The organism is Acidisoma sp. 7E03 (genome assembly GCF_054665075.1).
Genome location: NZ_BAAFHE010000001.1, coordinates 528,301 through 543,323 on the forward strand (window position 1 = coordinate 528,301; position 15,023 = coordinate 543,323).

General features: G+C 65.4%; 7 protein-coding genes. 3 read left to right on the forward strand and 4 right to left on the reverse strand.

Annotated features, from left to right (window positions below; translation table 11 throughout):
• Positions 1–13: 13 nt before the first annotated feature.
• The 3 genes from bcsA to bcsD are packed head-to-tail and all read left to right on the forward strand — an operon-like array spanning position 14 to position 9,055.
• Positions 14–4,543: a UDP-forming cellulose synthase catalytic subunit gene (gene bcsA, locus ACYQ6W_RS02555; RefSeq protein WP_459673376.1), complete on the forward strand. Its 4,530-nt coding sequence runs from the start codon at positions 14–16 to the stop codon at positions 4,541–4,543.
• Complete coding sequence (locus ACYQ6W_RS02560; protein WP_459673377.1) at positions 4,543–8,496, forward strand: cellulose biosynthesis protein BcsC; 3,954 nt, start codon at positions 4,543–4,545, stop codon at positions 8,494–8,496. Before bcsA ends, ACYQ6W_RS02560 begins: the two co-directional genes overlap by 1 nt.
• A 58-nt stretch (positions 8,497–8,554) precedes the next feature.
• Complete coding sequence (gene bcsD, locus ACYQ6W_RS02565; protein WP_459673379.1) at positions 8,555–9,055, forward strand: cellulose biosynthesis protein BcsD; 501 nt, start codon at positions 8,555–8,557, stop codon at positions 9,053–9,055.
• Here bcsD and ACYQ6W_RS02570 read toward each other — a convergent pair.
• The 4 genes from ACYQ6W_RS02570 to ACYQ6W_RS02585 all read right to left on the reverse strand — a co-directional run bounded on the left by ACYQ6W_RS02570 (position 9,033) and on the right by ACYQ6W_RS02585 (position 14,962).
• A complete protein-coding gene (locus tag ACYQ6W_RS02570) occupies positions 9,033–10,814 on the reverse strand; it encodes a glycosyltransferase family 61 protein (protein ID WP_459673380.1) in 1,782 nt (593 codons plus the stop codon). The genes bcsD and ACYQ6W_RS02570 overlap by 23 nt on opposite strands.
• Before the next feature lie 417 nt (positions 10,815–11,231).
• A complete protein-coding gene (locus ACYQ6W_RS02575) occupies positions 11,232–13,010 on the reverse strand; it encodes a hypothetical protein (protein ID WP_459673381.1) in 1,779 nt (592 codons plus the stop codon).
• A gap of 18 nt (positions 13,011–13,028) precedes the next feature.
• Positions 13,029–13,898 carry a glycosyltransferase family 2 protein gene (locus tag ACYQ6W_RS02580; protein WP_459673382.1) on the reverse strand — a complete coding sequence of 290 codons (870 nt, stop codon included), beginning with the start codon at positions 13,896–13,898 and terminating at the stop codon, positions 13,029–13,031.
• A gap of 107 nt (positions 13,899–14,005) precedes the next feature.
• Positions 14,006–14,962 (reverse strand): acetyl-CoA carboxylase carboxyltransferase subunit alpha, encoded by a 957-nt coding sequence (locus ACYQ6W_RS02585; RefSeq protein WP_459673383.1) that lies wholly within the window; start codon positions 14,960–14,962, stop codon positions 14,006–14,008.
• Positions 14,963–15,023 lie beyond the last annotated feature (61 nt).

Here is a 15,023-nt window from a genome sequence, read left to right on the forward strand (position 1 = left end):
CGGCAGTAGAAGCATGCGGGAGGCTTTCAACAACCAGATCAGCGGCATCATCTGCCTCATCGTAGGCGTCGCGATGCTCGCCTCCATCGCAACCGTGCCGCTGACGGTTGGGCAGCAGGCCGCCGTCGGCATTTCCACGGCCGTCTTGTTCATGGTCGCTAACCGTTTCGACGACCGCCGCGTCACCATCTTCCTCGGCATCCTGTCGCTCGCCATGTCCGCCCGCTACATCTACTGGCGCGCGACCGAGACACTGACCTTCACGACGACGACGCAGCTCATCCTCGGCTCGCTGCTCGTCATGGCCGAGTTCTATGCCGTCGTTGTGCTGGTGCTGGGCTACGTGCAGACGGCTTGGCCGCTCAACCGCAAGCCCGTGCCCCTGCCGGACAACCCGGACGAATGGCCGACGGTGGACGTCTATATCCCGACCTATAACGAATCCATGTCGGTGGTGCGGGCCACCGTGCTCGCCTGTCGCGCGCTCGACTATCCGGCCGACAAGTTCCGCGTCTACATCCTCGACGACGGCAAGCGTGAGGAGTTCCGCCGCTTCGCCGCCGAAGCGGGTGTCGGCTACATCATCCGCAACAACAACAAGCACGCGAAGGCGGGCAACCTGAACCACGCGATGACCGTCACCAAGGGTGAGTTCATCGCGATCTTCGATTGCGACCACATTCCCGTCCGCGCCTTCCTGCAGGTCACCATGGGCTGGCTCGCCCGCGAGAAGAAGCTCGCCATGGTGCAGACGCCGCACCACTTCTATTCGCCCGATCCCTTCCAGCGGAACCTCGCGGCCGGCATGCGCGTGCCGCCCGAAGGCAACCTCTTCTACGGCCTGCTGCAGGACGGCAACGATTATTGGGACGGCACCTTCTTCTGCGGCTCCTGCGCGGTCATCCGGCGCGAGGCGCTGATGTCGATCGGCGGCTTCGCCACCGAAACGGTGACGGAAGACGCGCACACCATGCTCAAGCTGCATCGCCGCGGCTGGAGCTCCGCCTATCTGCGCGTGCCGCTGGCCGCCGGCCTCGCCACCGAGCGCCTCATCCTGCACATCGGCCAGCGCATCCGCTGGGCCCGCGGCATGATGCAGATTTCGCGCATCGACTTTCCGCTCCTCGGGCCCGGCCTCGCGATCGGCCAGCGGCTCTGCTACCTCAACGCCGCGCTGCACTTCTACTTCGCCATTCCGCGCGTCATCTTCCTCACCTCGCCGCTGGCCTATCTGCTGCTGGGCCAGAACATGATCGCCGCCTCGCCGCTCGCGATTCTGGCCTATGCCATGCCGCACATCTTCCATTCGGTGGCGACGGCCTCGCGCAATCAGCGCAGCTGGCGCCACTCCTTCTGGAGCGAGATCTACGAGACCACGCTCGCGCTCTTCCTGGTGCGCGTGACGATCGCGACGATGATCAATCCCCGCGCCGGCAAGTTCAACGTGACCGACAAGGGCGGCACGCTGGCCCGCGGCTTCTTCGACCTGCGCGCGGTCTATCCGAACATCATCTGCGCCGCCGTCGTCGGCGTCGGCATCCTGCGCGGCCTCTACGGCATGGTCTTCGAGACGACGACGACCCTCGTCTTCCAGGCGCTGCTGCTCAACACCATCTGGGCCACCATCAGCCTGCTCATCCTGCTCGCAGCCCTCGCCGTCGGGCGGGAGCGGCAGCAGCTGCGCGCCCGCGCCCGCGTGCGGGTTGATCTGCCCGCCGTCGTCCACCTGGCCGATGGCCGCGTGCTCACCGGCCGCGTGCAGAACCTGTCGCAGAGCGGCGCCCGCACCATGATCGACCGCCCCGAAGACATGCCCGACGATTCCGAGGTCCTGCTCGAGATTCCGCTGCCCAGCGGCTCCGCGCTGATTCCCTCGCGCTATCTCCGCTGGAACGAGAAAGAGATGCTGCTGAACTTCGAGCCCAAGACCCTGGATGACGAAGCCGCCATCATCCAGAGCGTCTTCGGGCGCGCCGACGCCTGGGTGGATTGGACGGATTTCCCGAAAGATCGCCCGCTCGTCAGCCTGTGGCACGTGCTGCAGTCGATCGGCGGCCTGTTCCGGCGGCCGAGCAACATGCCGGTGCCGAACCCGGCCGAGCAGGCGCAGATTCAGGAGACGATCCGCACCTCGCTCGCCCGCACCAATATGGAGCTGAACCAGAACGCCTCGGGCAGCCGCGCCGCCGTCCTCGCCTTCCTGCTGGTGCTGGTGACGCCCTTCCTCGCCCATGCCCAGAGCACCACCGTGCGACCCATGCCGCAGGCGGCGGGTGCGGCCTCCGTGCCGCTGCCCAACATCCAGGTGCCGGCCCCCACGCCAGCGGCGCCGACCGCGTCCCCAGGTGCGGTTTCAGCCGCGCCGGCCCTGCCCGCGGCCAGCCCCACCGCCACCGACGCAGCCCCTGCGGCGCCGGCCGCGACGCTGCAGACCGTCACCCTCTCGCTCAAGGATCTCGGCGCCACCAACCAGCTCGCGCTCCGCGGCACCAGTGCGCTGCAAGGCGTGCATTTTGGCGTGCGTTCGGACGAGGTGGTGACGGGTGCCACCCTCAATCTCAAGGGTGCGATCTCGCCCGCCCTGCTGCCCAATGTCAGCGACATCACGGTGACGCTGAACGACCAGTATGTCGGCACCATTCCGGTGGTCGCCCACCAGCCGAACTTCACCCTGTCGCTGCCGGTCAATCCCGTCTTCTTTCAGAATGCGAATGCGCTGAATTTCCGCCTGACGGGCCAGTACACGACCCAGTGCAACGACCCGCTGAGCGGGCTCATCTGGGGCACGGTCTACAACAGCTCGACCATCACCATGACGGTGCAGCGCCTGCCGCCGCAGCGCGACCTGGCGCAGCTGCCGCTGCCTTTCTTCGACGAGCACGACAACCGCGCCCTGCTGCTGCCCTTCGTCCTGCCCGCCCAGGCCGACAACGATACGCTGCATGCCGCCGGCATCGTCGCCTCCTGGTTCGGCCAGCTCGCGAGCTTCCGCGGGGCGACCTTCCCGGTCTCTTCCACGCCGCCGAGCGGCGATGCGGTGATGGTCGTCGTCGGCAGCAACACCAGCCTGCCCGGCCTGCCGCCGGTCAACGGCCCCGGTGTCGCGCTGATCCCGAACCCGACCGATCCACTCGGCACGCTGCTCGTCATCTACGGGCGCGATGGGCAGGAGGCGGCACAGGCCGCGACCAGCCTGGCGCTCGGCTATCGCACCATGGGCGGCACCAACGTGCAGGTGACGCCGCCGGACCTCGCCGCGCGCAAACCCTATGACGCGCCGGCCTGGATTTCGACGACGCATCCCGTGCGCCTCGGCGCACTGACCGACGTGCGCAACCTCGACGGCAGCGGCTATGACACGCTGGTGCAGGTCGCCTTCCGCGCGCCGCCCGATCTCTTCACCTGGCGCGACCGCGGCTTCCCGCTGCACGTCGCCTTCCGCGCGCCGCCGGGCCCGATCGAAAACCTCGCCGTCTCCCGCCTCGACATCGGCATCAACGGCATCTACCTGCAGTCCATTCCGCTCGCCAATGCCGAGAAGAACGCCTGGTGGCGCAACTGGATTCCGGTCTTCGGCGCGACCGGACCGTTCCATACCGCCTATATCCCGCCGTACAATGTCTTTGGCGCGAACGCCCTGCAGTTCTTCTTCGACACGCGCCCGCTCAACCGCGGCGCCTGCGTGGCGACACCCTCCGACCCCACCCTCGGCATCGATCCGAATTCCACGATCAGCCTCGGCCGTGCCTATCACTTTGCGGAAATGCCCAACCTCGCCTTCTTCGTGAGCGCGGGCTTTCCCTTCAGCCGCATGGCCGATCTCTCCGACACCGCGCTCGTGCTGCCGGATACGCCGGGCAGCGGCGAAATCAGCGCCTATCTGCGCCTGATGGGCCGCTTCGGCTATTGGACCGGCTATCCGGTCCTCAACCTCGCCGTCACCCGGCCGGAAGACGAGCCGACGATCAAGCAGCACAACATCCTCGTGCTCGGCACCGTCGCGCATCTCGGCAGCCTGAGCGACATCATGCAGGACATGCCGATCTCGCTCGACGGCGGGCAGATGAACGTGAAGGTGGGCGACGACGTCCTCGGCAACGTCTACCAGATCTTCGGCAACGGCCGGCGGGCGGACCAGCGCCGCGCCGCCGCCGTGCTTTCGGGCGCGGTCAACGCCAATACCGCCGTCATTGCCAGCGGCGCCTCGCCCTGGGGCAACCAGCATACCGTGGTGACGCTGCTCGCTGGGACGCCGCAGGGGCTGGACGCGATCATGACGGCGGTCGCCGATCCCACCATGAACCCGCTGCTGCAGGGCGACCTCAGCATCGTCTCGGGCGGGCAGATCACCTCCTTCCGCGTCGGACCGACCTATACCGTGGGCTCCATCCCCTTCTGGATGTGGCCGAGCTACTGGCTGCGCGACCAGCCCTTCTCCATCGTCATCGTCATGATCATCGGCTGCGTGCTGCTGACCTTCGTTGTGCACGCCATTCTGAAACGCCGGGCTGAAGCGCGCATCCGCGCGCTGGGAGGCAAGTGATGATGAGACATCACCTCCTGGCCGGCGCCTCCCTCGCGGTCATGGGCGCGCTGCTGCCCGGCCTCGCGGAGGCGCAGCAAGCGGCACCGCAGCAGACGGCCGCGCCGCAGGTGGGGGCGCCGACGCCCCTGACCGCGCCCGCCGCTGGCACCGCGACCACACCCGGCGCCGCTACCCCGCCTGCGGCCGCCGCCGTGACACCGGGACCGGCCGAGGCCGCCCAGGCCGCCGCAGCCCAGGCGGCGACCGCGCCCGCCCCGCCGCCGGCCGCCCCCACGGGGGACGAGAACGCGCTCGACGTGCTGCTGCGCCAGGCCCGCTACTGGCGGGAGCAGAACGACCCGACCCGGGCGATGACCGCAGCCACCCGCGCGCTGAAGCTCTCGCCCAACAACCCGCAGGCGCTCGCCGTCATCGCCGAGATCCAGGCGAGCAGCGGCAAGACACAGGAAGCGCAGCAGACCCTCTCCCTGCTGCAGAGCACCAACCCGAACGCCCCCGAAATCCAGAAGGTGCAGCAGGCGATCAAGGTGGGCGCCATCAGCCCGGATGCGCTGGCGAATGCCCGCCAGCTCGCCCAGCAGGGCGAGGCGCAGCAGGCGGTGGACGCCTATCGCGCGGCCTTCGGCGGCAGCAGCCCGCCGGACAGCCTCGCCACCGAATACTACCAGACGCTGGGCGCGACCCCCGGCGGCTATGCCACCTCGCTGCAAGGCCTCGCCCAGGAAGCGCGGCAGAATCCGAACAACCTGCGCGCCCAGCTCGCCTATGCTCAGGCGCTGACCTACCGGCAGGATACGCGCCTGCAGGGGATCGACCGCCTCGCCGCGCTCAGCAGCATCCCTTCGATCGGCCCGGCGGCACAGCAGAGCTGGCGGCAGGCGCTGGGCTGGCTGCCCGCGGACCAGAGCGCGATTGCCGCCATCAAAGCCTATCAGGCGCGCTATCCGAACGATCCGGCCGCCCAGACCTTGATGGCCAATGCGCTCAATCCGCCCAATCAGGCGCCCGGCAGCCAGGACGTGCGCGAAGCCTACGATGCTTTTCATCGCGGCGATCTCACCCAGGCGCAGACGCTGTTCCAGAAGGCGCTGGCCGCCAATCCCAAGGACGCGGCGGCGACCGGCGGCCTCGGCCTCGTGCTGCTCAAGCAGGGGCGCACGGCGGAGGCGACCACCATGATCAACCGCGCCATCGCGCTGGACCCGACGCAGGGCCCCGGGCTGCGCCAGGCCCTGGCCGGCGCCCAGGTGGGCGATGCCTTCGCGGCCGCCCAGTCCGCGAGCCGCCGGGGCGATCTCTCCCAGGCGGAATCCCTCTACCGCAAGCTGCTGCAGAGCCAGCCCAACAATGCCGGCATCAAGCTGGCGCTCGCCGGCGTCCTGTCCCGCGAAGGCAACCAGCAGGAGGCGAACCAGCTGCTCTCCGAGGTGCAGGCGAGCGGCGGCGCACTCTCCGACCAGGCGAAGGCGCAGCTCCTCGCGCAGCAGGCCAAGGCCATGCCGGATGCCGCCGGCCGCATCGCCCTCTACCAGTCCGCGGTGGACGCGACGCCGAACGACCCCTGGCTGCGGCTCGACCTCGCCCGCGCCCTGGTCGCCAACGGCCAGCCCTCCGAAGCCCAGTCCGTGATGGCGGCGGTGACCGACGTGCCGCGGCCGAGTGCGGCCGCGCTGCAAGCCGGCATCATCTTCGCGCAGGAGACGAACAACACCGCCGAAGCGATGCAGCTCATCCAGCAGGTGCCGCGCCGCAAGCGGACGCCCGAGATGCAGGCGCTGCTCGACCAGGCAGAGATTCAGGGCCAGGTTTCGGCCGCCGTCGCCCTCGCTCCCAGCAACCCAATGGCGGCGCGCCAGCAGCTCATGATGCTCGCGAGCCAGCGCGACCCGACCGGCGCGCGCGGCCTCGCCGTCGCGAAAGCCTTCGCCAGCCTCAACGATCCGGTGGATGCGCAGGCGGCCGTCAATGCCGCCGCGGCGATGACGCCGAGCGCCGGCGCCGCCGCCCGCCTCAACTGGGCGCAGGGGCTGCTCGCCGCCGGCAACACGGCGAGTGCGGGGGTGATGCTGGCGGCGATCCCGCCCGGATCGCTGACGCCCGAGCAGCGGGACAGTCTGGAAGGCCTGCAGAACGGCATCGCCATCCGCAGCTCGGACGCGCTGAACACCGCCGGCCGCACCGCGGATGCCTATGATCAGCTGGCCCCGGCGCTGGCCCGCAGCCCGAACGACCCGGCGCTGAACACCGCCCTCGCCCGCCTCTATCAGACGGCGGACCAGCCGAAGCAGGCGCTCGCCATCAACCAGCGCATCCTGGCCAACGACCCGAACAATGCGGGCGCCCGCCAGGGCGCCGTCGCCGCGGCCATCCAGCTCGGCGATTACGGCCTTGCCTCGCGGCTCGTCACCGATAACATGACGCAGAACCCGAACGATCCGCAGAACTGGATCCTGGCCGCCGACATCGCCCAGGCGCGCGGCCTGCAGGCCGATGCGCTGCACGATCTGCGCCAGGCCCGCGCGCTGCGCGAGCAGCAGCTGGGCTATGCGGCGATCCCGGGCGGCATGGCGCCGGGGGTGCAGATTGCGACCAACGGCGCCGGCCCCGTCGTCGCCCCCGGTCCGGTCAATCCCTTCCGCAACGCCCCTTCGAGCGGCGACCAGACGACGATGGTGGCGGCCAGCGGCCCGCTCGCGGGCTCCGGCCTCGTCACCGACACCTCCCTCGCCGGCAGCACCCTCGGCGGCGCGCCGGTCGACGCGACCGCGGGCGACCCGATGATCGCCGATCTCAATACCCGGATCGAGACCATCAAGACCGCGATCGCGCCGTACGTCGCGGCCTCCACGGCGATGGAATTCCGCTCGGGCAGCGCCGGCACCAGCCAGCTCGCCAATATCGGCGTGCCGATCGAGGCGAGCTTCTCCCCGGCCGGCGTCGGCCGCATCACGCTGACCGCGACGCCGACCTATCTCGATGCCAGCACCGTCGGCACCGGCATCTATGACCAGGAGCAGTTCGGCAGCGCCGTCTTCAACCAGGTGGTCAAGACCTTCGGCGGCCTCACCATCCCCGACCCTGGCACGCAGACGGCGACGGGCGTGGGCCTCGGCCTCGCCTTCAAGGACAAATGGCTGAGCGCGGATGTCGGCTCCACGCCGCTCGGCTTCGCCATCACCAACGTCGTCGGCGGCGTCGAGATCGCGCCGCAGCTCACCGACCAGCTCACCTTCCGCCTGACGGGCGAGCGCCGCGCGGTGACGGACAGCCTGCTCGCCTATGCCGGCACGACCGACCCCGGCACCGGCACCACCTGGGGCGGTGTCACGCGCACGCGCGTCCACGGCCAGCTCGAGTTCAATCCCGGCCTCGCCAATTTCTACGCAGGCGGCGGCTACGACTGGCTGCAGGGCCAGAACGTGATGAGCAATACCGAGCTCGAACTCGGCGCCGGCGGCAGCTACCCGGTCTACAAGACCCCGGCGGACGAGGTGCGCGTCGGCCTCAACCTCATCTATTTCGGCTACGGCAAGAACGAGGATCACTTCACCCTCGGCTATGGCGGCTATTTCAGCCCGCAGACCTATGTGGCGGCGACCATTCCGGTGACCTGGACGGCGACGCGCGGCAAGCTGTCCTACACGCTCGGCGGCTCGGTGGGCGTGCAGAGCTTCAACGCCGATGGCGGGCAGGTCTTCCCCACCAACCCGACGCTGCAGAGCGCCCTCGGCGTCATCTCCGACTATTACGCGACGCAGAACATCAACGTTCAGACGAGCTATGCGAGCCAGACCGAATCCGGCATCGTCGGCGGGCTGAGCGGCAGCTTCGAATACCACCTGTCGCCGATGCTGGCGGTCGGCGGCTCGGCCGGCTACCAGAAATCGGCCGACTGGAACCAGGCGGACGTGATGGCCTTCGCCCGCTACACCTTTACCGATTCGGAATGAGGAGACCTGCCGTGACCGCCCTCGCCCGTGCTCCCCTCTTCCCGTCGCGGCGCACCGGATGAGCGCGCTGCCCGAGACCCAGGCGGCATGGGAGGGGCCGGCCGAGACGCGCCCCGCGGCGCAGCCGAGCCGCATGGGGGCGGATTGGCGGCCGCTGCTGCGGGCGCTGGCGGAGGAGCTGGACTCGATCGGCGGCGCCGAGGGCCGGGACCTGCTGCTGCAGGGCGTGGGGCGGCAGCTCGCCGCCCAGCACCCCATCACGCCACAGCAATCGACGGTCGGGCTCGCGCTCGAGATGAACGAGGTGCTGGGCCATTTCGGCTGGGGCCGCGTGCGGATGCATTTCTCCGCGGCCGATGCCTGCCTCTACCTGACGCATGAGGACCTGCCGCGCATCGGCGGGCGGGGTGACCCGCCGGGCACCTGGCTCGCCGCCGTGATGGCGGGGCTCTACGAGGGCTGGCTGGCCCGCCAGCCGGGCGCCGATCCGGGCTTCACCGCCCGGCGCGTGCCGGCCGTGGAGGACGGCACGGTGCTCATCCGGTATGGGCGGGGGTGAGGGCGGCAATCGCCTCCCGCACGTCTTGCCTGAAGCGCTCGCTCTCGGCTTCTCCGCATTCGACGCGGATATCCTCGTAGAGTTCATTGCGATCGAAGAGGTCGCGGATGAACTGGGCGGGACCGCCGTGATTGCGGATATGCTCGAACCGACCGCGTACCTTCCTGAGAAATTCCGCACCGTGTTCGACAGGATGGTAGATCTTCCCATCGGGCGACGACGCATTCAGACGTTTTGCCGAGATCAAATGGGCGAAGCTGAAGCTTGCCGCGTCATAGAACACTCGCCCGTCACTGTTGAAATCTCTGCATGCCAAGCCCGCCGTGGCCAGCGTTGTCGCGGTGAAAATTTCGTCGTTGGGCCAAGCCTCAGGACTCCTTGAAGTTCCATCTTGAAGACGATCGTCGAGAAAGCGTTTGGATAGTTTCTGACGCTGATCGTGAAGTACGTCGACTGCGCGTGCCGAAATGCGGAGAAGCGGATACATGCAGGTCACTGGAGCGTCCGCAAAAGGGATCATGCTACGCTTCCACGCGTGGTGATCCTGAGCAGGCTGCAAACCGCTTATTAGAAGATCGACATCCTGCGCCGTATCAAACGCATGGAGAAATTGTCCCCAGTCTTCAAAATGAAGATGCAAATCGGGCTCTATTAGCCAGAAGAACGTAGCATCGGGATATCGTCTACGGGCCGCGTAGAATGAATAGTCGCCGCATCTCCAACATGCGTCTGCCACGGGCAGAACCCGGAGTTCATTGAAGAGATCTCGATCGAGGCGAATGGCAGGCTCGCCCTCTTCCAACGCAGGTTCGCCACGCGTGCAGTCAACCACGAGGGTAACTCGCCAACCCGTCTCCCGTCGCAAGCGATCAGCCATTGCGCGGATCGACTTATCCACAAAATGAGTTCGCAAAAGAATAACAGGCGAAGAGGCATCCCCTCCCGCAGTGGGCTCGGGCTGACTGGGCATCTGGGACGGGACAGCGACCAGACTCCGTTGTGGCGCGCCCAAACATCTAAGCCCGAGACGGAAATCCTCCTCCGCCACCTCAAATTCGTAGTCGATGGCTTGCGCTTCGGACGGGCCGAAGACATAGCCCAAGCGCTGGCCGAAAGCATTCGCCAGGGACGACTGCACGAACCCCGGGGCAATGGATGTGCCACGCAACACCATCGCCGCTTGCGTCTCTGGACCGAAGACGGTTCCGTGAAGCCCTGACCCATATTCGCCGATGACATGGGAGGCTTCACGGAAAAGTGCCATCTGCTCACGGATCGGCAAAGTTTCCGGCCGGACGATCTCAAAACCTTCCGCCAGAGCAATCCCTTCAAGGGTTCCCCGGTTCCGCAGCACACGGCTGGAGTTGACGCCCGCGCGCGAGATGAAAATCCGGCGGGAGGGTGCGACGGACGATGGGAGGACACCTGCCTTCTCGACCCAGAAGTCGGACGCTTTCCGAAACAGTGGGTGGAGGCGGCTTGCGGTTCGGAGAACCGTCGGCACCACCAGTTCGTCGAAGATAAGCTGTTCTCGATCATGATCATGGAACAGAAGATTGGCCGGAGGAACACCGGCCATCTGCAGGAAGTCTAAGGCAAATTGAGGCAACTCCCGAGGCACAACGAAGCGGATCTGCGCGAGATCGTGACCCGTTTCCGCGAGGACATAAAGGCGCGGTAGGAAATCCACCAGCCAGTGCCCATAGACGCCATAGCCAGGACCATGAACTACGGCGGCACGGCCGGGGACATAGCGCACCGGGAGCGCCCCTCTATTCCATCCGGAGGGCTCGAGAACCATGCGCACGTGATAGTCGGGATGGTTCAGAGACCGCGACCACAGAGCTGTCTGACGGTGCAGCAAGACACCATCGGACGTCACCCGACCCTGACGGATCGTGTATGTGCCAACAGCATCGACATCGAGTTCGGAAAAAAGACTAGGCGCTAGATATCCGGGAAACCCACCGAAGATAAATGACGGGCCAGGCTGTGGGCAACGGTCCTTACGGGAGAGTTGTGACCACAGAACCGACTGTGCGTTTCTTTCCTGATAATGATCCAGGAACTCTATACCGGCCAACTGAACTGCAACTGCCACTCTGCACCACGCTGGATCGTTCGTATCTCAGGGTCATAAAGACATCTGCCCGCTACATCTTCTGGCGCATATTATTCAGGCCGTCGATGGTAAAACAGGATGGACGAAAGCCGGCTCCGTGACATTCATCAGTTGATCTTCGCGGAGCTGAGGATCCCAGCCATAATAGGTTGTAGAGCCTAGCGACCGAAGTGAAAGTATCTTGTATCCCTTAAGCGATAGATTAGTTGGCACAGAAGCTTCACTAAAGGGGATAGAAGCGATGTCCCCCTCACTGAATCTTTTTGCCTCGTTTTGGCGGCACTGAAGCAAAAGCTCCACCGCAGGTTTTGATAGTATCGAGAAATTCAGATAATAACCCTTGACCTCCTCTCGATTAAAAGTCCCGTCGCAAGTGGAACTCCAAATCCATCTTTCCATGGGTTCAGCAACAGAAAGCCCTACAAAATCAGCCTGCTCCTGCGCGACCCGCCTGACAACTTCGTCGATGTCAACTTTCGCCACCACATCGAATTCAAACATGATATAGTATTGATAGGTGGGATTTTTTTCGAAAAACAAATACAACGGATAGTCTTTACTGTACCACCACGTGCTGTGATACCCCCCATTCACGAGGCCTATGCGTTCAAGGTCGGCACCGACGTAATGTTCAAAGGGCACGACCCCGTCGTACTGATCGGATCTGCATTCTTCGCCAGTGAAGACGATTACTATGTCCCCTCCGCCCACTCGCTCACGAAGACGCTCAAACTGCACACGGACAAATTCGTTCCATTGATGTGCTTTGAACAGAACAACATATTTGGGCGTTTCAGTGAAACTCGCTTCAGCCAATGCCGAGGGCCGTTTAAGCTCTTGGCCCAGTCTCGAAGCGATATCAGGGTACAGTCTTACTAAGTATTGTTCTGCATTTTGTTCAGAAGCCACATAATGGCCTTTGTTAGAGTCAGCCGAAAATCCGTTACCGGAGGGGCTGAAAGGTGCGTGCTCAAGCCCCTCGAACCAGTGACCGAAGCGCGCACCACGAAGAACCATCTGCCGAAACCAGTGAGTGCCCACGTCATTGGTCATAACACCAAAGGGCGGGATGTCTCCAACAGGCATTGTTTGAGATCGTGCCTGTTTCATATCGATAAGGCAGGCGAATTCATTAAGTCGGCATTCCGGAAAAGGCATCGGATGCTCTCGGTCGATTATGCCTTCCTCGGTCCGCGGGGAGGGGTATTTTCTTACAACTTCTAAAGCCTCTTCATAGCTGGGCCTGTACTGGTCGTATTTTTCTCCTCCGCACTTCTGCGCTCGATGAGCCGGACAATTCCAACACTGACCGATCATGCCAACGCCTGCGAAATTATTTTTCCTTTGAAGGTCCAGCATATCACCAACCACATCTCTGTGAAAAATGCAGTCGTTGTGAGAAATGAACAAGAACTCCGCGTCGCTCGTCTCCCATCCATATTGGTAACGAATGGATCGACGATAGTCTGTGTCTGACAAGTCTGAATCACGGGATGGTTCAAGGCCGACGTAAATTTTGGGATGAAGATGGATAAATTTTGCACCCGCAAATGTCTGCAACAACCCATCCATGTTCACATCATGAGGCTGCCGCACCTCAACCTGAAGGAATATTTTCCTGATATGATGACCACTTTTTTCTAGAAGAGTGGCGATCGTTGCAGCTGTTTGCCACGGCTTCCCATATACGTTTATAACAACATCGACTATCTCATCGCTTAAAGACGATCCGCCGACAGCACTTTCAGCGGTGAGCGTTGCCGAGTCTACGACCCTCTGTCGATCTTTACCGAACAGTTTGGTGACTATATCCGTCCAAACGTTCTTTAGCATCAGGAGACCAACCTCTTGCTAGCTAAGAACCACGGAATCAACACCCAAAGCCTCCATCCGCGCGCGCGTCGCGGGGGTCAGGCGCAGCGGCGTGTCGTCGAAGACCTCGTTGCGGTCATGATGCACCCAATCCTGCTCCGAGCGCCAGAAGACGGCGCGCAGGCGCGACAGGCGCATCTTCTCCTCCCACCGGCCGCGCCAGCGGCAGAAATAATGGTTGATCCGCCATTCATCGAGGCAGGGCGCCGTCTCCGTATAGGCGAAGGGGGGCACCGGGCCGCCATGCTCCTGCGTCCGCCACACGATCTCCGCGCCGGCCGCATTCACATACGGCGCTTCCAGTGAAAAGCCGTGCACGTGGTGCACGCCCATGGTGAAGCGCGGCCGCACGATCGACTTGATGTGGCGATGCACCGAGAAATCATCCGGCGCACGGTGCAGGAAATTGTCCTGGATGAGGCCGGGCGGCCGCGTCTGATGGCCCGAGCTGCCGTAGATCGCCCAGTTCATGCCGATGGCGCAATGGCTCTCGTGGCGGGCGAGGAAATCCGCGAAGCGCTCGGCGGCCCCCGCCGGGTCCCGCCGCCCGTTGCCGATGAACTCGTCCGCATCCATGAAGGCGCACCACTCGACGTCGTTCTCGGCGCGCATCAGTTCCAGGCCGGCGGCGAAGGCCGCCTGCTGCGGCTCGCCCGAGGGCGGCGCCCAGGACTGTACGGTGACGCCGGGCTCCTGCCGGGCGATCGCCTCGACCCGCGCCCGCGTGCCGTCCTCACTGCCATTGTCGAAGACGTGGATGCGTTCGATGCCGAGGGCGAGGTGATGGGCCAGCCATTCCTCGATGATGTCGGCCTCGTCCCGAATGCAGGTGACGGCGGCAATGGTCATCTCGTCACGCTCCCCGGACCACGGCCCGCCGCCGCAGCGGCGTTAACCCTTCCATGAAGCCGCCCCGTCGAGCAAGACCCGCCCCGCACGACCGGGGGCGGTGCCGCTCAGGCCAGGCCCTCGCGGCCCATGGCGAGGAACTTCTCGCGCCGGCGCGCCTTCAGCGCCTCCGGCGTCTGGGTCAGCAGCGGCGCCAGCGCGTGGCTGATCGCCTCGCCCGTCGCGCGGATGGTCTCCTCCGGCGCGCGGTGGGCACCACCCAGCGGCTCCGGGATCACGGCGTCGATCAGGTCGAAGCGGCGCAGGTCGTCCGCCGTCAGCTTCAGCGCTTCCGCGGCCATGGGAGCGGCCGCCGCATCGCGCCACAGGATGGAAGCGCAGCCCTCGGGGGAGATCACCGAATAGATCGCATGTTCCAGCATCAGCACGCGGTCGGCGGCGCCGAGGGCGATGGCCCCGCCCGAGCCGCCCTCGCCGATCACCGTCGCGATGAAGGGCACGGGGGCGGCAAGCCCCGCCTCGATCGCGCGGGCGATCGCTTCCGCCTGGCCGCGCGCCTCCGCGTCCACGCCCGGATAGGCGCCGGAAGTGTCGATGAAGCTCAGGATCGGCAGCTTGAAGTGGCCGGCCATCTCCACCAGGCGGCGCACCTTGCGGTAGCCTTCGGGGCGGGCGCTGCCGAAATTGTGCTTGATGCGGCTTTCCGTATCCGTGCCCTTCTCGGTGCCCAGCACCATCACGGCATGGCCTTCGAAGCGGCCGATGCCGCCGACGATGGCGGCATCCTCGGCGAAGGCACGGTCCCCGCCGAGGGGGGTGTAGTCGGAGATCAGCGCCGCGATGTAGGAGAGCGCGCGGGGCCGCTCGGGGTGGCGCGCCACCAGCGTCTTCTGCCAGGGGGTGAGCTTGGCGTAGAGCGTCCGGAGCTGGCGATCCGCCTTCTCCGACAGGCGCGCAACCTCATCGGCAATGCTCAAGCCCTCGGGGCCCGGCATCCGCCGCAACTCCTCGATCTTGTTCTCGAGTTCGGCGAGAGGTTTCTCGAAATCCAGAAAGTGGCGCATGGGCTGTGCTTAGCGGAATTTTCTCGGGGGGCAAGAGCCGGGGGGCGAAAAGCCGGGCGCC